This window comes from Mycobacterium sp. MAA66, assembly GCF_041261665.1.
Classification (GTDB): domain Bacteria; phylum Actinomycetota; class Actinomycetes; order Mycobacteriales; family Mycobacteriaceae; genus Mycobacterium.
Window position 1 is genome coordinate 1 of the sequence record NZ_JBGCCC010000015.1, and the last position, 23277, is coordinate 23277.

Genomic DNA, 23277 nt, shown 5'->3' on the forward strand with positions numbered 1-23277 from the left:
ACCTCCCGACGGGACTGCAACTCCAACAACTCAGCCACGCTCAAGCCGGTGTAATCAAACGAGGCGACCTTCGCATGCAACTCCTCCAGCGCCGCATGCGCGGTGAGGATGGTGCTGCGATCCGTTGCCATACTCGAACACTAGTTCGAACCACCGACAGATTCTGCCACCTAGTTGAGCGACCAACTACGACCCAGAGATCACCGGCAGCGTGATCGATGACGGATGCGCCGGGTCGTGCAGGATCGTCTGCGTCGCGACCGTGGTGGCGGCGTCGGTGCCGAACGGTGCCCCGGTGTTCGGGTTCGGTGCGAACTGCGGGTAATCGCTGCTGGAGATCTCCAATCGGATCCGGTCACCGGATCTGAATTGGTAACTGGTGGGCCAGATTTCGATGCGGTACTGATACGGGATGCCGGGCACGATCGGGGTCGGCGCCGACAGGGAGTCCCGGAACGCCGCCCGCACGATGCCATTGTTGAGGTTGATCGCCTGCCCATCGGGCTTGACCACCTCTAGTTTGGCCGTGAAATCGGTATCGGTCGCCGACGACTGCGCCCACAGCGTGACGGTCGATGGCCCGGTGAGTTCGGTGTCCTGCGTCAGCGGATCGGTGGTGTACACCAACACATCCGAGCGCTGCTGCACCGGCGTCTGGTCGTACGGACCCTGCTGGCTGGTCGAGGCGTCACAGCAGGAGTGCCCGCCCAGGCTCGGCGCCGGGTCCAACGGGTTGTAGGTGTAACTGTCCGGCGGTTGCGGCCCGGGCAACACCGGCAGCAACTGACCGGCGCGATCGGTGATACCGCCCGAACCGGACAGGAAGTAGTTGATCGATTGGGTCTGCGGCAGCGGCCAATTCGTCGCGGTCTTCCACGTGTTGGCGCCCATCACGAAGTAGTCGACCCGCGGCTTTCCGGCCACCCCATTGTCTTGGCCCTTGAGGAAGTGGTCGTACCAGGCCAGCATCAGCTCGTTGATCGGGCTGTTGCCCACCGCGCCGATGTCCCTGAGCATCGGCGCGGGCTCTGAATCGGGCCGGCCCCAGGCCACGTGATCCCATGGCCCGATGATCAAACGCTGGTTGTCCCTTGCCGATTCACTGCCGCCATGGGCCACCATTCCGGCGAAGTTCTCCACACCGCCGGCCAGGAATGCGTCATACCAACCTTCGAAGTGCAGCACCGGGATCTTGACCGACGCGTACCGGTCCCGGATGCTCACCCGCTTCCAGAAGTCGTCACGCGCGTTGTGCCGGACCCAGTCGAAGTACCACGGCGCGACGGCCGGGTTGTGCGGCTGCATGGGCGGAAGGTCTTGCTGCGGACGGAAATTCAGCCAGTGGGTGGGGTCGTCCGCGGCGGCCTGTAGTTGGGCGGCGGCCGCATCGTCGTGCCGATTCTTTGCGGCGGTCAGCGCGATCGTGTCGATCGCCCACGGTTGCACGAATCCCAGCCGGAACTCGCCGCCCTCGTAGGTCCAGCCGTCGTAGTAGTCCGAACCGGTGTTGGCCGGCACGATGGTCACCAGGTGCGGTGGTGCTGCCACCGCGGCAAGCCATTGGGTGGCACCGACATACGACGACCCGTACATGCCAACCTTGCCGTTGGCGCCGGGCAGCGCGGCGGCCCATTCGACGGTGTCATAGCCGTCAGCGGAGTCGTTGGTGAACTCGCTGAACACCCCACCTGAGCTTCCCTGGCCCCGAACATCTTGCACCACAACGAGATAGCAGTGCGAGGCGAACCAGTCCGGCGGTTGGTAGCGGTCCGGGGACGTCTGGGCGCCCGACTTTCCGTACTGGGTGCGCATGAGGATCACCGGTACCGCGTCGTGGGTCTGCGGGCGATACACGTCGGCCCGCAGCACGGTGCCATCGCGCATGGTGGCCGGCACGTCGCGCTCGGTGCTGACCGAGCACGGGCCGCGGCCGGCAGCGGACGGGAAAGGACGAGCCGACTCCGCAGCATGGTCTCCTCCGCACGCGGTTGCAGTCAGCATGGCAGTCAGCAGCGCAGTGGCAACGCGGGCGAATGAGCGCACCCCCAGACGTTATCCGGTAGCAGCCGCGTCCTGGTCAGCAGACACAAATGTCCCCGACACGCCGAGGCGCCGGGGACATTTGTGTCTGTTCGCGAGGAATCGGTTAGTAGCGGTAGTGCTCCGGCTTGTACGGGCCTTCGACGTCCACCCCGATGTACTCGGCCTGATCCTTGGTGAGCTTGGTCAGCGTGCCGCCGAGTGCCTCGACGTGGATGCGCGCGACCTTCTCATCGAGGTGCTTGGCCAAGCGGTACACCTCGTTGTCGTACTCGTCGTTCTTGGTCCACAGCTCGATCTGAGCGATCACCTGGTTCGAGAAGCTGTTGCTCATCACGAACGACGGGTGGCCGGTGGCGTTGCCCAGGTTGAGCAGGCGGCCCTCGGACAGCACGATGATCGACTTGCCGCTCTCCCCGAAGGTCCACAGGTCGACCTGCGGCTTGATGTTGAGCTTGGTGGCGCCCGACTTTTCCAGCGCGGCCATGTCGATCTCGTTGTCGAAGTGGCCGATGTTGCCCAGGATGGCCTGGTTCTTCATGGCCTTCATGTGGTCGAGCAGGATGATGTCGTAGTTGCCAGTGGCGGTGACGACGATGTCGGCATTGCCGATCGCCTGCTCGACGGTGACCACGTCGAAGCCGTCCATCAGCGCCTGCAGTGCGTTGATCGGGTCGATCTCGGTGACCTGCACGCGCGCGCCCTGGCCGGCCAGCGACTCCGCACAGCCCTTGCCGACGTCGCCGTAGCCACAGATCAGCACCTTCTTACCGCCGATCAGCACGTCGGTGCCGCGGTTGATGCCGTCGACGAGCGAGTGCCGGGTGCCGTACTTGTTGTCGAACTTGCTCTTGGTGACCGAGTCGTTGACGTTGATGGCCGGGAAGGCCAGCTCACCGGCAGCGGCGAACTGGTACAGGCGCAGCACGCCGGTGGTGGTCTCCTCGGTGACACCCTTCACCGACTCGGCGATCTTGGTCCACTTGGTCTTGTCCTTCTCCAGGCTCTCGCGAACCAGCGCCAGGAAGACCTTCCACTCCGCGGAGTCGTCTTCCTCGGCGGGCGGCACCACACCGGCCTTCTCGTACTGCGCACCGCGCAGCACCAGCATGGTGGCATCCCCGCCGTCGTCCAGGATCATGTTGGCCGGCTCACCTTCCCAGGTGAGCATCTGCTCGGCGGCCCACCAGTACTCCTCCAGCGTCTCGCCTTTCCAGGCGAACACCGGGGTGCCCTGCGGCTCCTCGACGGTGCCGTGCGGGCCGACGACCACCGCGGCCGCGGCGTGGTCCTGCGTGGAGAAGATGTTGCACGACGCCCAGCGCACCTCGGCACCGAGCGCGACAAGCGTCTCGATCAACACCGCGGTCTGCACCGTCATGTGCAACGAGCCGGAAATGCGTGCGCCCTTGAGCGGCTGCACATCGTGGTACTCGCGACGCAGCGTCATCAGACCCGGCATCTCGTGCTCAGCCAGGCGAATCTCCTTGCGGCCGAATTCGGCCTCGGACAGGTCGGCGACCTTGTAGTCGATGCCGTTACGGACGTCTGCCTTCAATTCCGTCATGTGGATAGAGCCCCATTCGCTCGTCAGTTGCCTTTGAGTGCACCCATGCGCACCTCCGACCCCCATAAGCCTGCGGGCTCGCGGGACAGGCGCGTAACAGCGCTCTGACGGCTACGGGGTATCCCCACCACCGTAGCGTTCGGCGAACGGCGACATGAGCCGGGCCAGGTCAAGGGCGACATCGTGATCCGCCTCCGGCGGCATCGATACGTAACTCATCGCCAGTCGGACAATTGCCCGCGCCAGCACCCCGGCGTCTTCTTCGGTGGTCTCCACCCAGCTGTCCAGGAATGCCTGGGTCAGTCGCTGCGAACAATGCGTGATGATCGGGGCGCTGTCAGTGGTGATGATCTGCAGCAGATCGGGTTTGGCGACACCGGTCAGCAGCGAGATGACCAGCGGATCGGATGCCGACTCCGTGAAAAACATCCGGAAGCCCTGCAGAAACGCCGCATGGATGTCGCCGATATTGGCGTTGATGGCCGCCACCACCGCGTCCACCAGGCGGTCGGCGAGCCGCATCGCATAGCCCTCCGCCAACCCCTGGCGCGACCCGAATTCGTTGTAAATGGTCTGCCGACTGATCCCCGCGCTGCGGGCGACGTCCGACAACGTGATCGATGACCAGTCCTTGGCGACCAGCAGTTCGCGCATACCGTCGAGGATCGAATGGCGCAGTAATACCCGCGATGCCTCGGCGTAGGGCACACGGGGCGCCTGAGGCCGAGGCATCGGGGTGTTCACACCCGCGAGGTTAATACTCATCTCGCGTCAGCTGTGCTCACGGACGGACAACTTCGACCATCTCGAAGTCAGACTTGGCCGCACCGCAGTCCGGGCAACTCCAATCATCGGGGATGTCGTCCCACCGGGTGCCCGGCCCGATACCGTCCTCGGGCCAACCCTTGGCCTCGTCGTACTCGAATCCGCACTGCACGCAGACGAAGAGCTTGTAGGGCTCGTTCGCGCCATCGCTCATTTCACCGCTCCTCTTTCATTTCCCGTCGCTGCGCTCGCCCCAAGCGGCTCGAAATCGACCTTCTCGCGCACCGAGCAGTCCGGGCAGCACCAGTCGTCGGGCACATCGCTCCATGCCGTTCTAGCCGGAAAGCCTTCGCGCGGAGCGCCTTTGGCCTCGTCGTAGACGTACCCGCATCCCGGGCACTCGTAGGCACTCACGCTGCCACCTCCGTCCCGTAGCGCGCCATCACCTTGTCACGCACCCGCGGGTGGACGTTGACCTTGGTGATGTCGCCGCCGTAGTGCGCGAGCACGCGGTGGTCCATCATCCGCCGCCACAGCGGCGGGAAGTAGGTCAGACCGATCAAGCTGGCGTAACCACTGGGCAGGTTCGGTGCACCGTCGATACTGCGCAACGTCTGGTAGCGCCGGGTCGGGTTGGCGTGGTGGTCGCTGTGCCGCTGCAGGTGGTAGAGGAACAGGTTGGTCACGATGTGATCGGAGTTCCAGCTGTGCACCGGCGCACAGCGCTCATAGCGACCGCTGGCGGTCTTCTGCCGCAGCAGGCCGTAGTGCTCCAGATAGTTCACCGACTCCAGCAGGCTGAACCCGTACACCGCCTGGATGACGATGAACGGAATCAGCGCCGGGCCGAACACCGCGACCAACACCCCGAAGAACACCAGCGACATCAGCCAGGCGTTGAGCACGTCGTTCCTGAGATAGGTACGCGGGTCCCACGGGCTGCGACCGAGCCGCCGAATGCGCTGGGCCTCTAGTTCCGTGGATGACTTCAGCGCGCCCCAGACGGTCCGCGGCAGAAACTCCCAGAAGGTCTCACCGAAGCGCGACGACGCCGGATCTTCCGGAGTGGCGACCCGGACGTGGTGGCCGCGGTTGTGCTCGATGTAGAAGTGACCGTAAAAGGTCTGTGCCAGCGTGATTTTCGCGAGCCAGCGCTCCAGATCCTCGCGCTTGTGCCCCATCTCGTGAGCGGTGTTGATACCGACGCCGCCCAGCACGCCGACCGACAGCGCGACGCCGAGCTTGGCCCACCAGCTCAGTCCGCCGTCGAAACCGAGCCAGCCCAGGTCTTTCGCGGTGAACAGATACGCGCCCATGATGACGCTGGCGTACTGGAACGGGATGTAGACGTAGGTGCAGTAGCGGTAGTACTTGTCGTTCTCCAACTGCTCCATCATCTCGTCGGGCGCGTTCTCACCGTCGGGACCGAATTTCAGGTCCAGAACCGGCAACAGGACGTAGAGCAGAATCGGGCCGATCCACAGCGGCAGCTGCGCGGCACCATGCCAGCCGAACTGGTTCAGACCCCAGATCAGCGGAAGCATCAGGAACAGCGCCGTCGGCGCAATGAGGCCCATGAGCCATAGGTAGCGCTTGCGGTCACGCCACTGCGTGGCATCGACATTTGCTTCTGAGACATCCGATACATCCGCAGACATTGCGGTCACCTCCAGTGGTAGCCATCACACGACAACTTGACTATAGCCACCACTTTGTCCGCGGTCTAGACATTGAGGCATATTTTGTAAAGCAATCAGGGGATGCGGAGGTCAGCGCGCCCAAACCTTGGGAAATTGCACTGCCGGCCCGGTTGATCCGGCTAGCTGATCGGCCTACCGCTCTTCACTCATCTGCCCGATCACCCGCGCCGGCACACCGCCGACCCGGGCGCCCGCCGGAACGTCGCGCACCACTACCGCGCCCGCACCGATGATCGCGTTGTCGCCGATGGTGACGCCCATGGTGATGGTCGCCTTGGAGCCCACCCAGACATTTTTGCCGATGATGATCGGGGCCGAGATCTGTTCCCGGAACCGTGTCGGATGATCGACCGTGCCGGGCGTGTGGTTGTTGTCGTGGATCGACACGTACTCGGCAAACATCGAATCGTCGCCGATCTCCACTCGACTGTGCGCAGAGAGCGTCACTCCTTGGCGGAACCAGACTCGATCGCCGATCACCAACTCACCCTGAACCCGGCCATCGAAGTCCGTCTGGATATACAGAGCCTGGCCGACCCGGATCCGCGCAGTGGGGCTCACGTCGAAGGTCGAGCGCCGACCGAGAAAGAACGCCGGCCCCTGATAGTCCTTGCAGCGCGTCCGGAACAGCATCCACCGCAGCAGCGCGGCGACTTTACTGGGCGAAGCCCTTCGAGCGCGGGCCAAGAACGAATAGCGCTCGGGCGCGTTCGTAGTCACGGCGCGATGCTACCGGTCAGCAAGGGAAAATCCGCACAGGTTCAGCGCAGTTGACATACCCGTCAGATTTTGTCAGTCGTGAGCTGCACAGTTAGCCAGATTCCCGCTATGGGGTCGAGCGATCAAGGTCCGGCTCGATGTAGATAACCCGCGCGGCGGGTACTGCGGCGCGGACCGAAACCTCCGCCGCATCGATGGTCGCGGCCACCGTCGCCAGGTCCGTCTGAGGAGCCAGCGCGATCTTGGCGCCCACCAACATCTCGTCCGGGCCGAGATACTGCGTACGCAGGTGGATCAGCCGATCCACGTGCGGCGTCTGCTCCAACGCGGCGCGAATCGCCTGCGCTTCGTCGTTGGTTGCGCCCTCACCGATCAACAGGCTGTGCATCTCGACCATCAGGATCACGGCGATGACACCGAGCAGGGCGCCGATCGCCATGGTGCCCACGCCGTCCCACACCGGGTCACCGGTGAGAATGGTCAACCCCACGCCGCCGAGCGCCAGCACCAGACCGATGAGCGCCCCGGTGTCCTCCAATAGCACCACCGGCAACTCGGGGTTGCGCGAGTTGCGGATGAATCGCCACCAGCTGCCGTTGCCCTTGAGCGGCCGCGACTCGCTCATCGCAGTACGAAAGCTGTATCCCTCCAAGGCAATCGCCACGCCCAGGATCGCCACCGCCACCAGCGGATCGGACAGCGACTGCGGATGGACGATCTTGTGGTAGCCCTCATACAGCGCGAACACCGCACCGAGGGTGAACAACACCAGCGCCACCACGAACGAGTAGAAGTACCTGCTGCGCCCATAGCCGAACGGATGCAACGCATCGGCGTCTCGGCGGGCCTGCCGCTGCCCCCACAGCAGCAGGGCCTGGTTGGACGTGTCGGCCACCGAGTGCACAGCCTCGGCGAGCATCGACGAACTCCCGGTGATCGCGAAGCCGACGAACTTGGCCAACGCGATACCGGCATTGGCCAGCAGCGCCGCGATGATCGCGCGCGCACTCCCCGAGGTCGACATGACCGTCCTCCCTTAGATGCCCACCGTGGTCCGGAACAGCGCCGCGGGCTCATCGGCCAGCAACTGGATCAGACCGTCATCTGCCGCGATCCAGGCCGCATCGCCCCGGTCCAGCGTCAGCGCGCCGGCCTTCGTACGGACCTCGACAGCGCCCTGGGTGCACAACAGGATCTGTGGCCCGTCATGGTGCGCCGGCGCGTCCACTTCCCGACCCAATCGACCGCCGTCCAGATGCAGCACCGACACCGCGAATTCGGGCGCAGGCGTGTCATATACCCATTCCAGGTCGACCTCGACGCCGTCGCTGACGGCGCGGGGCCGGATCGGCACACCGTCGGTCGGGGCAAAGTCGAGCACCCGCAACAACTCGGGCACATCGACGTACTTGGGGGTCAAGCCACCACGTAACACGTTGTCCGAGTTGGCCATCACCTCGAACCCGATGCCATGCAGGTAAGCGTGCAAATTGCCGGCCGGTAGATAGATCCCATCACCGACGTCCAGCCGAATCCGGTTGAGCAGCATGGCGGCCAGCACCCCGGCATCACCTGGGTACTGTTCACCCAACTCCAGAATGGTCTTGGCCTCGGCCCCGAATTCGTTTGCTCCAGAACGGATGTAGTTCACCGCACCGTCGAGCACCGCAGGCACCAACACATCCAGATCGGGCTGCGGCAGGGTGATCCACGTGGTGAACACGGCCCGCAGACCGTCGGCGTCGGCCTGTCCCGCCAACAAGTTGACATAGGGGTCCAGATCCGAAACCGCCAGCGCACGCATCAGTTCGATGCTGCTGGCCACCGGGCGGAAGCCTGCCAGCGCATGAAACGGCCCCAGCGCCACGATCAACTCGGGCTTGTGGCTGCGGTCCCGATAGTTGCGATTCGCTGCGGTGAGCGAAATGCCCTGCCGCTCTTCGCGGTCGAAGCCCTCGGCGGCCTGCTCGGCGCTTGGGTGGGCCTGCAGCGACAGCGGCTCGTCGGCTGCCAACACCTTGGCCAGGAACGGCAGCGCCGAACCGAACCGAGCGGTCACCGCCGGCCCCAACTGACCGTCCGGATCGGCCTCGATGGCCTCCAGCAGTGAGGCTTCGCCGGTTGGGGTCTGCAGGTACGCCGGGTCACCGGGGTGCGCGCCCAACCACAGCTCAGCCTCGGGATGCGCTGTCGGACTTGGCTTTCCAGTGAACTCGGCGATCGCCGTACGCGAACCCCAGGCGTAGTTGCGTACCGCGCCACGTAGCAGTTGCACTTGACTTATCCTCGAACCAGTTTCAGGTAGACCGCGGCCATCTCCAGCCGCACCGCCAGCGTCGCGATCTGTCGTTCCAGACTGCTGGCGGGCACCGACGCCGCGGATGCGGCATCGGGAACATCATTGGGGCTGACCACATCCAGTCCGTCGAGGCCGGCGGTCCGCGCGGCCACCGCGGCACGGACGTCGTCGGCACACAACACCAGGGTGCGCACCCGCGCCGGCAGCGGGCCGTCCAATTCCTCGTCATGGAACAGCGACGTTTCGTAGTCGGCCGCACCCAGACCACCGCGCAGCGCCACCAACACATCGGCGTCACCGACGGCGGCCACCAACTGATGTGCCACCCGCAGCAATACCGTTGCCGCGTGCCGCGCCAGCGCGAGCATCGCCACGCCATCGCCGGCCAGTATCACCTCGCGTCCGGATATCCGTTCGGCCAGATGCTTGGCGGGATTGGTGAACACCTCGCGTCCGGCACTGTTGCGCAGGGCTTCGGCGTCCAGTTCGTCGGCCAGGGCGTCCAGATCGACCCGCAGTGCGGGGTCCACCACCATCAGGGTCGCCAACCCGGCGGCCAGATACCGGGTCAGCAGGAAGTCGTCGGGCACCGACAGCCGGGGCGCCAGTACCACCGCGCGTCCGGCGGCCACGTCCCGCAGCGGCCCTTCATTGGGAGCCACCGCGATCACCCGAGCACCGCGTCGAATCGCGGTGCCCGCCGCGGTCGCCAGAACCGGATCCCCCGGATCTTCACCGGCCACCACGACCACGTCCAACGCACCGATCCACGACGGCACCTCGGCAGTCACCACGAACGGCATGGACATCGCCGCTCCCAGCACAGCAGCCAGCATGGTCCCGGCGGATTCCGCCGGACCACGCCCGTGCACCCAGACCACGGTGCGCGGCCGTTGCTCCGAACGCAGCCCGTCGAATTCGCCTTCGCCCAAAGCCGCGGCCACGGCTCGGGTCTGCGCACCGGCCATCGATGCCGCCCGCAGCAGACCATCACGGTCCGCCGCCAGCAGCGCCTCGACATCGTCGAGGTCGACGGTCGCGTGCGCGGCACTCACGGGGTGGTCCCGCTCCCGTTCACCGCTGCGATCTGCGCGCCGATGTGCGCGACGACCTCGTCGACTTCGGCGGTGCCGGGCGCCTCGACATTCAGCCGCAGCAAAGGCTCGGTGTTCGAGCTCCGCAGGTTGAACCAGCGCCCGTCACCGAGGTCGACGGTCACACCGTCCAGGTGATCGAGCGTCTGGACCGCGGTGCCGTACGACTCCAGCACGCCTTCGACGCAGGCCTGCGCATCGGCCACGGTGAAGTTGATCTCGCCCGACGCCGCGTACCGCTCGTAGTCGGCCATCAGCTCGGACAACGGCCGGTCCTGCTCGCCCAGGGCCGCCAGTACGTGCAGCGCCGCCAGCATGCCCGAATCCGCACCCCAGAAATCGCGGAAGTAGTAGTGCGCAGAATGCTCGCCGCCGAAGATCGCATTGGTCTCGGCCATCAGGCCCTTGATGAACGAGTGCCCGACCCGCGAACGCACCGCGATGCCCCCGTGCTCGGCAATGATCTCGGGCACCGCGCGAGAGGTGATCAGGTTGTGGATCACCGTCGCCCCGGGCTCGCGGCTCAGCTCGCGCTCGGCCACCAGCGCGGTGACTGCCGACGGCGAGACCGGCCGGCCTTTTTCGTCGACCACGAAACAGCGGTCGGCGTCTCCGTCGAAGGCCAGTCCGATGTCGGCGCCACTGTCGAGGACATGCTTCTGCAGATCGACCAGGTTTGCCGGGTCCAGCGGATTGGCCTCGTGGTTGGGGAACGTGCCGTCGAGCTCAAAGAACAACGGCAGCAACGTGATCGAACCGAGGCTGCCCAGCACCGCCGGGGTGGTGTGTCCGCCCATGCCGTTACCGGCGTCCACCGCAACCTGCAACGGACGCAAGTTGGATACATCGACCAGTGAGCGCAGGAAGGAGCCGTACTCGTCGAGCACGTCGCGGTCCTCGACGGAGCCGGCGGCGCCGTCATAGTCGGGCACGCCGGCGATGACCTCATCGCTGATGGTGCTCAACCCGGTGTCCTTGCCGACCGGCTTGGCGCCGGCACGGCACAACTTGATGCCGTTGTATGCGGCCGGGTTGTGGCTGGCGGTGAACATCGCACCTGGGCAGTCGAACAGGCCCGAGGCGAAGTACAACTGATCGGTGGAGGCCAGTCCGATGCGCACCACATCGAGCCCCTGGGCAGTGACCCCGCCCGCGAAGGCCGCGGCCAATGACGGGGAGCTCGAGCGCATGTCATAACCGATCGCAACCCTGGTCGCGCCTTCAGCCCGCATCAACCGCGCGAACGCGCCCCCGACCTCGGAAACGAAGCCCTCGTCGATCTGTTCGCCGACCAATCCCCGGACGTCGTAGGCCTTGATGACTGCATGCACAGCGGCTGCGGGCCGAGACATAGCCGTTTCCCCGATCTCTTGTGAATTCAGACCACCTCAGCGCGAGGGTGTGTCAACGCCCACCCTATCGGCTGGCGAATTACCGCGGGGCCCACCAGGGGGCCAACGGGCGGTGTTTTGGCGGACCTAGGCCTCGTCGATCAGTCGGCCGGATCGGGCAGCACCCGCAGATGCCCGCGCCGACGACCGTTGTGCTGCGCCCGCTGGACTGAAGGCGCCATCACCGCACCGCTCGGCACACCGGCGGGGGGCTCGCTGAAGCCGGTGGGCATTCGCGCCGGCAACTCACGTCCCTCGCGCACCGCATCGGCCAGTGCCACCAGATCATCGTCCTCGGAGTGGGTCGGCAGCGGCCCGGCGTGCCGGACCAACTCCCAGCCCCGCGGGGCGGTGATGCGACTGGCGTGCGATACACACAAGTCCCACGAGTGCGGCTCCGACGCCGTAGCCAAGGGACCAACGACCGCCGTGGAATCGGAGTAGACAAAAGTCAACGTCGCCACGGCATAGTGCGGGCACCCTGGCCGGCAGCAGCGACGGGGAGCATTCACGGGCCAAAGGCTATCTCTTCGACGGGCCGCCCGCGGCCGGACACGCACATGCGGGGCGCGCCGATCCCCAACCGTTACTATCGGCCGATGGCCCACTCGCGTGCGCGCCGCGGCATGCGTGGCCCACTGCTTCCCTCGACGGTGCCCGGTTGGCGCAGTCGCGCAGAACGTTTCGACATGGCGGTGCTGGAAGCCTACGAGCCGATCGAACGGCGCTGGAGCAGCCGGGTGAGCACTTTGGACATCGCGGTCGACGAGATCCCGCGCATCTCCCCGAAAGACCCCGAGAACGTGCAGTGGCCGCCAGAGGTGGTCGCCGACGGCCCGATTGCGCTGGCCCGGCTGATCCCGGCCGGTGTCGATGTCCGCGGAAATGCCACGCGGGCGCGAATTGTGTTGTTTCGCAAGCCAATCGAACGCAGAGCTAAAGATTCCAACGACCTGGAAGAATTGCTGCATGATGTGCTGGTGGCCCAGGTTGCCACCTACCTCGGCGTCGAACCGTCGGTGATCGATCCGACACTCGAGGACTGAGCCCGCCCGGCGAACCGGGCGGGCCGCCTCAGATGACGCCGCGCTTGATCCGACGGCGTTCGCGCTCTGAGAGACCGCCCCAGATACCGAACCGCTCGTCATTGGCCAACGCGTAATCCAGGCACGCGTCCTTAACCTCGCACCCCAGGCAGATGCGCTTGGCCTCACGAGTCGAACCGCCCTTTTCGGGGAAGAACGCCTCGGGATCGGTCTGCGCGCACAGTGCGCGCTCTTGCCATTGGTCGTCGCCGTTGTCCGGTTCGACGTCCGATTGGTCGGGAACCAGACTCAGCTGCGGCCGCCCATTGGCGGTGAAGTGAGTCGGTCCGGTGTTGGTGTGCGGAGCGTTGCCTACAGAGCCGAGCATCCGACTGTCAAACCGGACGACATGATCGAAATCGACCTGCTCGTAAGACATCTGCCGCCTCCTCCCCTGCGTTGTAGTCTTCTGCGGAGCCTCACGTGTTGCGGTGTGAAGCCATCTCAATTCGAACAAACGGTCGAATCTCGGTCTGCGGCACCGAAACCGGTGGCGAATCGCGAAATGACACTGGTGTGATTAGACACGGGTTAGCTGCGCCGGTCAAGCGGAATGGCGGCATTTCCTACCATCTTGTGACCTGAATTCCGCGCGTCGAAACCACGGCGTGTCGCAAAAGTGATCAATTACACCCTGGAGCGCAATCTTGTTCGCGCAGCCCGAATCGATTTCCGCTGTTACGCAAGTGAATATTGATAATTGAATTCCTGCCCGCCGCGGGCCCCTGGCCTGGGCCGACCGCACGACCCAACCGCAATCGCCTAGGGTCATTCGCTGTGAAGGTGACAGTTCTGGTCGGCGGTGTCGGTGGCGCCCGATTTCTGCTCGGGGTCCAGAAGCTGTTGGGGCTGGGCCAGTTCGCGGCGGAATCGGATCACGGTGAGCAGGACGCGCCGGCGCACGAGCTGACCGCCGTCGTCAACGTCGGTGACGACGCGTGGATGTTCGGCGTGCGCATCTGCCCGGATCTGGACACCTGCATGTACACCCTCGGCGGTGGCATCGACCCCGAACGCGGCTGGGGCCACCGGGACGAAACCTGGCATGCCAAGGAAGAACTGGCCGCGTACGGCGTGCAGCCGGACTGGTTCGGCCTGGGCGACCGCGATCTGGCGACCCATCTGGTGCGCAGCCAGATGCTGCGGGCCGGGTATCCGCTGTCGCAGATCACCGAGGCACTGTGCAACCGGTGGCAGCCCGGCGCCCGGCTGCTGCCCGTATCCGACGAACGCAGCGAAACCCACGTCGTGGTAACCGATCCCGACGCCGGCGAGAAGCGGGCGATCCACTTCCAGGAATGGTGGGTGCGGCACCGGGCCCAGATCCCCACGCACAGCTTCGCTTTCATCGGGACCGACAAGGCCACCGCGGGCCCGGGCGTCGCCGAGGCGATCGCCGAGGCCGACGTGGTGCTGCTGGCCCCGTCCAACCCGGTGGTGAGCATCGGAGCGATCCTGGCCGTCCCCGGCATTCGTGGCGCCCTGCGGTCGACCGCCGCCCCGGTGATCGGGTACTCCCCGATCGTGGCCGGAAAGCCTTTGCGCGGCATGGCCGATGACTGCCTTCGAGTGATCGGGGTGGACAGCACCTCGGCGGCGGTCGGCAACCACTACGGCGCCCGCAGCGGCACCGGCATCCTGGACGGCTGGCTGATCGACGAGGGCGATCAGGCCGACGTCGAGGGCGTTGCGGTGCGTGCCGTGCCGCTGCTGATGACCGATCCCGAAGCCACCGCTCAGATGGTCCGTGCCGGACTGCAATTGGCCGGGATCGAGTCGTGGTGACGGACGGCGCTGCACCCGGCGGCGGTGCCGCCCATGAGCACGGCGCTGCCGACGCCGTCGAAATCCTGCCGGTCCCTGGGCTTCCCGAGTTCCGGCCCGGCGATGACGTCGCCGCGGCCATCGCCACCGCGGCACCGTGGCTGCGCGACGCCGACGTGTTGGTGGTGACCAGCAAGGTGTTGTCCAAATCCGAGGGCCGGATCGTCACCTCGCCGACCGACCCCGACGAACGAGATGCCCTGCGGCGCAAACTCATTGACACAGAGGCGGTGCGAGTACTGGCCCGCAAGGGCAAGACCCTCATCACCGAGAACGCCATCGGCCTGGTCCAGGCCGCGGCCGGGGTCGACGGATCCAATGTCGACACCACCGAACTCGCCCTGCTGCCAATCGATCCCGACGGCAGCGCGGCCAAGCTGCGGGCCGATCTGCAACAGCGACTCGGCATCGAGGTGGCGGTGGTGATCACCGACACCATGGGGCGGGCCTGGCGGAACGGGCAGATCGACGCCGCCATCGGATCGTCCGGTTTGGCTGTGCTGCACGGATATTCGGGTGCGGTCGACAAACACGGAAACGAGCTTCTGGTGACCGAAGTGGCCGTGGCCGACGAGATCGCTGCGGCCGCCGACCTGGTCAAGGGCAAACTCACCGGCATCCCGGTGGCCGTGGTGCGCGGCCTGTCCCCCGTCGACGACGGCTCCAACGGTCGCACGCTGGTGCGCGCCGGCCAGGAGGATCTGTTCTGGCTGGGCACCGAAGAAGCATTGACGTTGGGCCGCAGCCAGGCTCAGTTGCTGCGCCGGTCGGTCCGGGCCTTCGGCTCCGATCCGGTGGATCCGGAGCTGATCGAAGCCGCCGTCGGTGAGGCCCTGACCGCGCCGGCCCCGCATCACACCCGACCGGTGCGATTCGTCTGGGTACAGGACCGGGCGACCCGAATCACACTGTTGGACAACATGAAAGCCAAGTGGCACGCCGATCTGACCGGCGACGGCCGGCCCGCCGACTCGGTGGATCGACGGGTCGGGCGCGGCCAGATCCTGTACGACGCACCCGAACTCGTCATCCCGTTTCTGGTGCCCGACGGCGCACACGACTATCCCGATGCGGCCCGCACCGCCGCCGAGCACACCATGTTCACGGTGGCCGTCGGTGCCGCCGTACAGGGGTTGCTGGTGGCGCTGGCGGTCCGCGGAGTGGGCAGCTGCTGGATCGGTTCGACGATCTTCGCCGGCGATGTCGTGCGGTCCGTGCTGGACTTACCCGATGACTGGGAACCGTTGGGTGCCATCGCAATCGGACACCCCGCCGAACCGGCCGAACCGCGCCCCCCGGTGTCCACCGACGGGCTGCTGATCCGCCGATGACCCTGCACGAGTCGGTGTGCCAGGCACTGCGAGACTGGCCGGCCCCGGACGCCGACCAGGACAGCCTGCGCGAAGCCGTCCTGGGTTTCGTCCTGGCCCGGCCCGACGCCTGCCGACGGGCCTGCGAGCCCGGGCACATCACCGCCTCGGCACTCGTCCTGGACCACACCAGGACCCGCGTGTTGCTGACCCTGCATCCGCGGCTGCGCCGCTGGGTTCAATTGGGCGGCCACTGCGAGGACGTCGACCCCGACATCCGGTCTGCGGCCCTGCGCGAGGCCACCGAGGAATCAGGGATCAGCGGCCTGGAACTGTCAGCCGACCCGGCCGCACTGCACGTGCACGCGCTCACCTGCTCGCTGGGGCTGCCTACCCGGCACCTGGACATGCAGTACCTGGCTTACGCCCCGGCAGACGCCGAAATCGCCTGCAGCGACGAATCATTGGACCTGCAGTGGTGGCCACTGGAGGCACTGCCCGACCCCGACCCCGGGATGGCGCGCCTGGCCCGGGCGGCCCAGAGCCTGCTCTAGGGCGGCTCAGACGTCCGTGGAGTAACGAATCCCGCCGTCCGGGATGGTGACACCTGGCCACACCCGGGCGCCACGCAGCAGCTCGCAACGGGCCCCGATGTCGGCGCCGTCGCCGATGATCCCGTCGCGCACCAGCGCCCGCGGACCGATCCGGGCACCGAACCCCACGATGGAGCGCTCGATCACCGCGCCGGCCTCGACCCGGGCTCCGTCGAAGATCACCGCGCCGTCCAGCCGTGCGCCACCGCCGATCTCGACGCCACGGCCGATCACGGTGCCGCCGATCAACAGTGCGCCCGGGGCGATCGCCGCGCTGTCATGGATCAAGCTCTCGCCGCGCTGGCCGTCCAGAACCGGCGAAGGCGCGATTCCACGCACCAAATCCGAAGAGCCACGGACGAAGTCCTCTGGGGTGCCCATGTCGCGCCAGTAGGTGGCGTCGACGTACCCGCAGACCTTGAGCCCGTCGGAGAGCAGCTTCGGGAACACCTCACGCTCCACCGAGACCTCGCGCCCGGTGGGGATCCGGTCGATCACCTCGCGCTGGAAGACGTAGCAACCGGCATTGATCTGATCGGTCGGCGGGTCCTGGGTCTTCTCCAGGAACGCCGTGACACATCCGTTGGCATCGGTTGGCACACAACCGAATGCGCGGGGGTCGCCGACCCGGACCAGATGCAAGGTGACGTCGGCCCGGTTCTCGGCATGACTGTCCAGCATGGCGCCCAGGTCCAGTCCGGACAGGACGTCGCCGTTGAAGATCATGGCCGTCGGGTAACGCAATTTGGGTGCGACGTTGGCGATACCGCCACCGGTGCCCCGCGGCTCTTCCTCGACCACGTAGTCGATTTCGAGTCCGAACGTCGACCCGTCGCCGAACTCCGCCTCGAACACCTCGGCCTTGTACGAGGTGCCCAGCACCACGTGCCGGATACCGGCGGCGGCGATCCTGGACAGCAGGTGAGCCAGGAACGGCACGCCCGCGGTGGGCAGCATCGGCTTGGGTGCGGACAGGGTCAGCGGCCGCAGTCTGGTGCCCTGACCGCCGACCAAGATGACGGCGTCAACTTCCGCAGGATTGACAGTCGCGCTCACCCTAACCCCGTTCCTTCGTCTGCTTGCGACGTGAGTTTCGCACTACGAGAACAGCTCTCGTCGCCAAAGCGCCCTTTATGGTCCACCGCAGTGGAGCCTGCCACCAGCGGGGATGCCGATCTGCCAGGAAAGTGTAGGTGCTCTGGTGGTGGGCCGCCAAGTTGCGGGCAGGGTCTCGTCCGGTCGCGTGGCCCTTCGCGTGCAAAATTTCGGCGTTAGGTACGTAAACATTCTGCCAACCGGCCCTGAGCAGTCGATCGCCGAGGTCAACGTCTTCCATGTACATGAAATAGCGCTCGTCGAAACCGCCGATCTGGTCGAAGGCAGCCCGTCTCAGCAACAGGCACGATCCCGACAGCCAGCCGACCGGACGTTCGCTGGGCTCCAGCCGGTCCTGCCGGTAGGCGGCGGTCCAGGGGTTGTTCTTCCAGAACGGCCCGACCACCGCGTGCATACCGCCGCGGATCAGGCTCGGCTGATGACGAGCCGACGGATACACCGTGCCGTCGGGATCCCGGATCAGCGGCCCCAGCGCGCCCGCGTCGGGCCATCGCTGAGCGGCCTCCAGTAGGGCGTCGATGCTGCCGGGCCCCCACTGAACGTCGGGGTTGGCGACGATGAAGAACTCGCCGTCGTGAACGTATTGTGCGACACCGCGGTTGGCGGCCGTGCCGTAGCCGAAATTGCCGCCGGTGTGCAGTAGTCGAACCCCGGGATAGCGCTCGGCGGCCTCCTCGGGCGAGCCGTCGGTCGAGCCGTTGTCGGCCAGCACCACGGTGACCGGACGATCGGTGGCATGCGGCAGGGTGGCCAGGAACCGGTCCAGGTGTGGTCCCGGTGAATAGGTGACCGTGACGACCACGAGTTCGTCAGTCAATGCAGCTCATCCGTTCGTCGCCCACGGAGGTAGAGGGTAGCCGCGCGGCCACGATGACCTGGGACACACCTCAATCCAACGCCTCCAGAGCAGCGCTCAGCCCGGCCTGCCACGGCCGCATCGGGGTGCCGCCCAGCTCCGCGAACCGGGTCACCGACAACGCCGAGTACTGCGGCCGCGCTGCCGGGCGGGGATGGACCGCACTGCTGACCGGTCGCACCCGGTCCGGATCGGCGCCGACGCCCGCGAACACCATGCGGGCCTGCTCGTACCGGCTGACTGCGCCTTCGTTGGCGATGTGCAACACCGGTGCCGCCACCGGCCGGTCGATGAGTTCGATGATCGCCGCCACCAGATCACCGACATACGTGGGCGATCCGGTCTGATCGGCCACCACGTCGACGACGCCGTCGCCGGCCGCCAAGCGCACCATGGTTGCCACGAAGTCGGTGCCGGAACCGGTGTACACCCACGCGGTGCGCAGCACCTGAGCCTGTGGCAGTTCGGCGAGCACCGCCAGTTCGCCATCGCGCTTGCTGCGCCCGTAGACGCTGATCGGCTCCGTCGGGTCGTCAACCTGGTAAGGCCTTGGCGCACCGTCGAATCGGCCGCTGAAGACGTAGTCGGTGGAGATGTGCAGGAGCCTGGCGCCGGCAGCGGCGCATGCCCGCGCCACATTTCCGGCACCGGCGGCGTTAACGGCGAACGCGCGCCCCGGGTCGGCTTCGGCGTCATCAACAGCGGTCAAGGCCGCGCAATTGACCACCACATCACCGGGACGCAGGAAGTGTTGTCCGGCAACGGGATCGGTGATGTCCCACTGCGCCGAGGCCAGGGCCAGCACCTCTCGGCCGGCAAGTCGGCCGACCAGGAACCGCGCTACCTGACCACCGGCACCGGTAACGACAATACGTTCGGGCACAACGATTTTCAGGTCAGGTGTGGGACGTCAGCGGGCCAGCACCGACGCGGAGAGCTTGGGCTGCCAGTCGGTGGTCAGCAGCGCACCAAAGCAGGACTCGCGGTCCCCCGTGTTGGCGCTGTTGGTGTCGCGGACGCTGTAGATGAAGGCCGGACCGACGTACGGCGTGGCCGCAGCAGCGGCCAGCACATCGGTGATCTCCTTGGCCTGCTCCTGCTGGCTCACACCCTGGCCGTCGCCCACGCTGGTGGCGGCGCCCATCTCGGTGAGCCAGATCTTCTTTCCACCGTCGCCGTGCGCGGCCATGATGTCGTGCATACGGCCGACGTCCGACCAGCCGTTCTGGCTGTCGGCGGCAAGGCCCCCGGGGAAGACGTAAGGGTGCGCGGCCGCGGCGTCGAAGTACCCACCGATACCGGCGTCGTACAGCTGCTGCAGGAAGCCCGGAGGCGAGTCCTGGCCGTCCAGCGGACTCAGCCCGGCCGCAACCACGGTGGCGCCCGGCGCGACCGACTTGATGGCCGGGTACGCCGTCTTGATGATGTCGACGTAATGCTGCGGTTTGTTCGAGATGAAGCCCATGAACAGCGGCAGATTCGGCTCGTTCCAGATCTCCCAGGAGTTGATCCGGCCGGCGTAGCGCTGGGCTGCCGCGGTGACGAAACGACCCCAGGCGGCCATGTCGCGCGGTGGCGACGACGGGAACAGCAGCTGGGCGCCTTCGGTGCGGGCCCAGATCGGTGTGTAACCGATCCAGCCCAGGATGCGCAGGCCGTGAGACTGGGCGCTATTCACCAGGTTGTCGACGTAGCCCCAGTTGTACTGACCCTTGGTCATCTCGACGGTGCCCCAGTCGATGGGCAGGCGGATCCAGGACGCACCCGTCTTCGCGACGGCGTCGAGCTCGCGGTTGGAATCCGCAGCGCTGTTGGTGACCCAGGCCGACCCGTTGGCGAAGCCGTAGCCGTCAGCCGGGGCGACGACCGCGTTGGCCGGCGCCGAGGTGACCGAGATCAGTGCTGCCACCAGGGTCAGCATGACGGCCATTCGACCGAACTTCCTGCTCAGAGTCTTGGGCATGCCGTCCAACCTACCGGACCTGTGAGATACCGCCCGGCCTGCGGTCGATTCCCTCCGAACGTGTGCCCGCCCGGCCAGTAGCGTGGCCTGACGTGACCACCGTCAGTGCCGCTCTGCTCGACCCGCTACTGCAACGCGACCCGATGGGCCCGCGAATCACCTACTACGACGACGCGACCGGTGAACGCATCGAGGTGTCGTCGGTGACCCTGGCCAACTGGGCGGCCAAGACCGCCAATCTGTTGCGCGACGAGCTGGGCGCCGGTCCGGGCAGCCGGGTCGCGGTGTTGTTGCCGGCGCACTGGCAGACCGCCGCGGTGCTGCTGGGCACCTGGTGGATCGGCGCGGAGGTCCTGACCGCGGACCCCGGACTGCAGGCCGATATCGCGCTGTGCACGGTCGACCGCCTGGATGAGGCCGACGCCGCGGTCGGCATGGGTGAGATCGCGGCGCTGTCGCTGGATCCGTTCGGCAAACCAGCCGACGGTCTGCCGGTGGGCGTGACCGACTACGCGACCGCGGTGCGGGTGCACGGCGACCAGATCGTCCCGGAGCGGCACCCGGGCCCGGCACTGAACGGTCTGTCGGTCGACGAAGTCCTGACCGCAGCCCGGGCGTCGGCAGGCGAACAGCACCTCACATCCAGCGACCGGGTGCTTTCGACGGTAGGCTGGAACACCACTAGCCAACTCGCTGAGAGTTTGCTGGCAATCCTGGCGGCAGGAGCTTCACTGGTGCAGGTCACACACCCCGACCCCACACTGACGGAGCGCCGCCGGATTATGGAAAAAGTTACCCGCGGCTGATCTGATGTTGGAGAATCCCATGCATGGAGGCACTCGATCGCGCAGGTGACCCTCCCGTCAATATAGTGGTGGCCACAGAGTCATTAGGGGGCTAGATGCGTACGTTAGAAGACGTGCCAGCCATCGCGTCAAAATTCGCTACATACCGCCGATTCGGTCATCGGCGAGTACAGGGCTACACCCAGTCGCCCGCCATCGGCCTGCTTGCGGCAGTCGACGCCGCGCAACGCAGCCAACGCGTTCGCGGTCCGGTGGCCGAGATCGGTGTGCATCACGGTCAGCTGTTCGTCGCACTGAAGCTCCTGCAACGAGCCGGTGAGTCGTCCATCGCGATCGACCTGTTCGAGGACCAGGAAGCAAACATAGATAAGTCCGGCCAAGGTGATTTCGCCGAGTTCCTGCGGAGCATCGACCGGTGGAGCGATCGCAACGGGTTGGTCATCCACAAGGGCGATTCGACCAAAATTGGTCCCGGCGATATCCCGGCACTGACCGATGTGCGGCTGTTCTCCGTCGACGGCGGTCACACCGCGGGAATTGTGCTGAGTGACATGCGACTGGCCGAGAGCTGCCTGACCGACGGTGGTGTGGTCATCGCCGACGACGTGTTCAACCAGCAGTGGCCCGACGTCGCGGTGGGCACGGTCCACTATCTGGAGCAAGGTGGCGGATTGGTGCCGTTCTATATCGGCTACAACAAGGTGCTCTTCACGCAACCGCAATACGCCGAGAGCTATCGGCGTGCCATCGACGCCGCATACGAGCACAAGACGCTGACCGCCGTGATGAGCTCGGTGTTCGCCGGGCACCCGGTCACCGTGCTGGTACCGGTTCCCAAGAGCCCTGCCCACATGGCACGGCAGAACGACACCGTGCGGACCGTCTACCGGCGGATCGCATCGCTTTGGCGATAGTCCGGTCCGACCTGCAAATACACCGATGGCCTGGGGAAACAATCCCCAGGCCATCGGTGTAGGCAATCCTCAGCGCAGCAGGGTGCGGGACATCACCAGGCGTTGGATCTGGTTGGTGCCCTCGTAGATCTGGGTGATCTTGGCATCGCGCATGAAACGCTCGACCGGGAAATCGGTGGTGTAGCCGTAACCACCGAACAGCTGGACCGCGTCCGTGGTCACCTCCATCGCCACATCGGAGGCAAAGCACTTCGAGGCCGAGGCCAGGAACTGCAGGTTCGGTTCCATCCGCTCACCGCGCGCGGCCGAGGTGTAGACCATCAACCGGGCCGCCTCGATCTTCATCGCCATGTCGGCGAGCATGAACTGGGTGTTCTGGAAATCGGCGATCGACTTACCGAACTGCTTGCGCTCCTTGACGTAACCGATCGCCGCCTCCAACGCACCCTGGGCGATACCCACGGCCTGGGCGCCGATGGTCGGCCGGGTGTGATCCAGGGTCGCCAGTGCGGTCTTGAACCCGGTACCGGGCTCCCCGATGATCCGGTCGCCCGGGATGCGACAGTTCTCGAAATACAGCTCGGTGGTGGGCGACCCCTTGATGCCCATCTTGTGTTCCTTGGCACCGACGGTGAAACCCTCGTCGTCCTTGTGCACGATGAACGCCGAGATACCGTTGGCACCCTTGTCCGGGTCGGTCACCGCCATCACCGTGTACCAGGTGGACTTGCCACCGTTGGAGATCCAGCACTTGGACCCGTTGAGGATCCAATGATCCCCGTCCGCAACGGCTTTGGTGCGCATCGCGCCGGCATCACTGCCGGCCTCACGCTCACTGAGCGCGTACGACGCGGTGGCCTCACCGGCTGCGATCGAGGGCAGCACCTGCTGCTTGAGTTCTTCGGAGCCGCGCAGCAGCAGGCCGGTGGTGCCCAGCTTGTTGCAGATCGGGATGAGCGAGGACGAGGCGCACACCCGGGCGACCTCTTCGATCACGATGCATGCCGCCACTGCGTCGGCACCCTGGCCGCCGTACTCCTCGGGAACGAACACCGCCGAAAAACCCGAACCGTCCAGTGCCGCCAACGCCTCGTCGGTATACCGGGCCTCCCGGTCCACCTCCGCGGCGTACGGCGCGATCTCCTTCTCGCACAAGGCGCGTAGCACGGTACGCAGCTCTTCATGCTCGTCGGACAGCTTGAACAGATCGAACGACGGGTTGTTCACCATGTGG

The 23277-nt window shown here is 66.1% G+C and carries 24 protein-coding genes; 6 read left to right on the plus strand and 18 right to left on the minus strand.

The genetic code is table 11. The annotated features are described in order from the left end of the window. Positions 1-186: 186 nt before the first annotated feature. From ABIA30_RS25815 to ABIA30_RS25870, 12 genes are all read right to left on the minus strand, one after another. A complete protein-coding gene (locus ABIA30_RS25815) occupies positions 187-2001 on the minus strand; it encodes a CocE/NonD family hydrolase (RefSeq protein WP_370070864.1) in 1815 nt (604 codons plus the stop codon). A gap of 145 nt (positions 2002-2146) precedes the next feature. Further along, on the minus strand, positions 2147-3607 hold the full coding sequence (gene ahcY, locus ABIA30_RS25820; RefSeq protein WP_370070764.1) for an adenosylhomocysteinase: 1461 nt from the start codon (positions 3605-3607) through the stop codon (positions 2147-2149). A 111-nt stretch (positions 3608-3718) separates the two neighbouring features. After that, positions 3719-4339: a TetR family transcriptional regulator gene (locus ABIA30_RS25825; RefSeq protein ID WP_370070866.1), complete on the minus strand. Its 621-nt coding sequence runs from the start codon at positions 4337-4339 to the stop codon at positions 3719-3721. Positions 4340-4388: 49 nt separating this feature from the next. Next, on the minus strand, positions 4389-4586 hold the full coding sequence (locus ABIA30_RS25830) for a rubredoxin (RefSeq protein WP_370070766.1): 198 nt from the start codon (positions 4584-4586) through the stop codon (positions 4389-4391). Then, positions 4583-4786 (minus strand): rubredoxin, encoded by a 204-nt coding sequence (locus ABIA30_RS25835; protein WP_370070768.1) that lies wholly within the window; start codon positions 4784-4786, stop codon positions 4583-4585. The genes ABIA30_RS25830 and ABIA30_RS25835 overlap by 4 nt, the downstream gene beginning before the upstream one ends. Next, positions 4783-6030 carry an alkane 1-monooxygenase gene (locus tag ABIA30_RS25840; protein ID WP_370070770.1) on the minus strand — a complete coding sequence of 416 codons (1248 nt, stop codon included), beginning with the start codon at positions 6028-6030 and terminating at the stop codon, positions 4783-4785. The genes ABIA30_RS25835 and ABIA30_RS25840 overlap by 4 nt, the downstream gene beginning before the upstream one ends. 174 nt (positions 6031-6204) lie before the next feature. After that, entirely contained in the window at positions 6205-6792 is a 588-nt protein-coding gene (locus ABIA30_RS25845; protein WP_370070772.1) for a DapH/DapD/GlmU-related protein, read from the minus strand. Between the two features lie 106 nt (positions 6793-6898). Further along, positions 6899-7816, minus strand: coding sequence for a cation diffusion facilitator family transporter (locus ABIA30_RS25850; RefSeq protein WP_370070774.1), 918 nt, complete (start codon positions 7814-7816; stop codon positions 6899-6901). 12 nt (positions 7817-7828) lie between these two features. Next, positions 7829-9067 carry a mannose-6-phosphate isomerase, class I gene (gene manA / locus ABIA30_RS25855; protein ID WP_370070776.1) on the minus strand — a complete coding sequence of 413 codons (1239 nt, stop codon included), beginning with the start codon at positions 9065-9067 and terminating at the stop codon, positions 7829-7831. 5 nt (positions 9068-9072) lie between these two features. Next, positions 9073-10146 (minus strand): TobH protein, encoded by a 1074-nt coding sequence (locus tag ABIA30_RS25860; protein ID WP_370070778.1) that lies wholly within the window; start codon positions 10144-10146, stop codon positions 9073-9075. Further along, positions 10143-11537, minus strand: a complete 1395-nt coding sequence (locus ABIA30_RS25865; RefSeq protein WP_370070780.1) for a phosphomannomutase/phosphoglucomutase — start codon at positions 11535-11537, stop codon at positions 10143-10145. Before ABIA30_RS25865 ends, ABIA30_RS25860 begins: the two co-directional genes overlap by 4 nt. Positions 11538-11677: 140 nt before the next feature. Continuing rightward, positions 11678-12088, minus strand: a complete 411-nt coding sequence (locus ABIA30_RS25870) for a DUF3499 domain-containing protein (protein WP_370070782.1) — start codon at positions 12086-12088, stop codon at positions 11678-11680. Between the two features lie 114 nt (positions 12089-12202). On the opposite strand from ABIA30_RS25870, the gene ABIA30_RS25875 reads away from it, so the two are divergent. Then, positions 12203-12622 carry a metallopeptidase family protein gene (locus tag ABIA30_RS25875; protein ID WP_370070868.1) on the plus strand — a complete coding sequence of 140 codons (420 nt, stop codon included), beginning with the start codon at positions 12203-12205 and terminating at the stop codon, positions 12620-12622. A gap of 28 nt (positions 12623-12650) precedes the next feature. Here the strand turns inward: ABIA30_RS25875 and ABIA30_RS25880 are convergent, their stop codons facing one another. Continuing rightward, the gene (locus ABIA30_RS25880; protein ID WP_370070784.1) at positions 12651-13040 is read right to left on the minus strand and encodes a WhiB family transcriptional regulator; all 390 of its coding nucleotides are present in this window, start codon (positions 13038-13040) and stop codon (positions 12651-12653) included. A 398-nt stretch (positions 13041-13438) separates the two neighbouring features. Between ABIA30_RS25880 and cofD the strand changes: the two genes are divergently transcribed. Genes cofD through ABIA30_RS25895 form a run of 3 tightly spaced genes read left to right on the plus strand, consistent with a single transcriptional unit; the run spans position 13439 to position 16349 of the window. Beyond that, positions 13439-14446: a 2-phospho-L-lactate transferase gene (cofD, locus tag ABIA30_RS25885; protein WP_370070786.1), complete on the plus strand. Its 1008-nt coding sequence runs from the start codon at positions 13439-13441 to the stop codon at positions 14444-14446. After that, complete coding sequence (locus ABIA30_RS25890; protein ID WP_370070870.1) at positions 14443-15816, plus strand: coenzyme F420-0:L-glutamate ligase; 1374 nt, start codon at positions 14443-14445, stop codon at positions 15814-15816. The genes cofD and ABIA30_RS25890 overlap by 4 nt, the downstream gene beginning before the upstream one ends. After that, entirely contained in the window at positions 15813-16349 is a 537-nt protein-coding gene (locus ABIA30_RS25895; protein ID WP_370070788.1) for an NUDIX hydrolase, read from the plus strand. The genes ABIA30_RS25890 and ABIA30_RS25895 overlap by 4 nt, the downstream gene beginning before the upstream one ends. 6 nt (positions 16350-16355) lie before the next feature. On the opposite strand, the gene ABIA30_RS25900 is transcribed toward ABIA30_RS25895, so the two are convergent. The 4 genes from ABIA30_RS25900 to ABIA30_RS25915 form a co-directional block, all read right to left on the minus strand. Further along, a complete protein-coding gene (locus ABIA30_RS25900) occupies positions 16356-17444 on the minus strand; it encodes a sugar phosphate nucleotidyltransferase (RefSeq protein WP_370070790.1) in 1089 nt (362 codons plus the stop codon). A 1-nt stretch (position 17445) separates the two neighbouring features. Next, on the minus strand, positions 17446-18321 hold the full coding sequence (locus tag ABIA30_RS25905; RefSeq protein WP_370070792.1) for a glycosyltransferase family 2 protein: 876 nt from the start codon (positions 18319-18321) through the stop codon (positions 17446-17448). A 70-nt stretch (positions 18322-18391) separates the two neighbouring features. Next, positions 18392-19243, minus strand: a complete 852-nt coding sequence (gene rfbD / locus ABIA30_RS25910; protein ID WP_370070794.1) for a dTDP-4-dehydrorhamnose reductase — start codon at positions 19241-19243, stop codon at positions 18392-18394. A gap of 27 nt (positions 19244-19270) precedes the next feature. Continuing rightward, a complete protein-coding gene (locus ABIA30_RS25915) occupies positions 19271-20323 on the minus strand; it encodes an endo-1,4-beta-xylanase (RefSeq protein WP_370070796.1) in 1053 nt (350 codons plus the stop codon). A gap of 92 nt (positions 20324-20415) precedes the next feature. Here ABIA30_RS25915 and ABIA30_RS25920 point away from each other — a divergent pair, with 92 nt between their 5' ends. Continuing rightward, positions 20416-21129 (plus strand): TIGR03089 family protein, encoded by a 714-nt coding sequence (locus tag ABIA30_RS25920; protein ID WP_370070798.1) that lies wholly within the window; start codon positions 20416-20418, stop codon positions 21127-21129. A gap of 95 nt (positions 21130-21224) precedes the next feature. Beyond that, complete coding sequence (locus tag ABIA30_RS25925) at positions 21225-22043, plus strand: class I SAM-dependent methyltransferase (RefSeq protein ID WP_370070800.1); 819 nt, start codon at positions 21225-21227, stop codon at positions 22041-22043. Positions 22044-22112: 69 nt separating this feature from the next. Here ABIA30_RS25925 and ABIA30_RS25930 read toward each other — a convergent pair whose 3' ends face one another. Continuing rightward, positions 22113-23273 carry an acyl-CoA dehydrogenase gene (locus ABIA30_RS25930; RefSeq protein WP_370070802.1) on the minus strand — a complete coding sequence of 387 codons (1161 nt, stop codon included), beginning with the start codon at positions 23271-23273 and terminating at the stop codon, positions 22113-22115. Between the last annotated feature and the right edge of the window lie 4 nt (positions 23274-23277).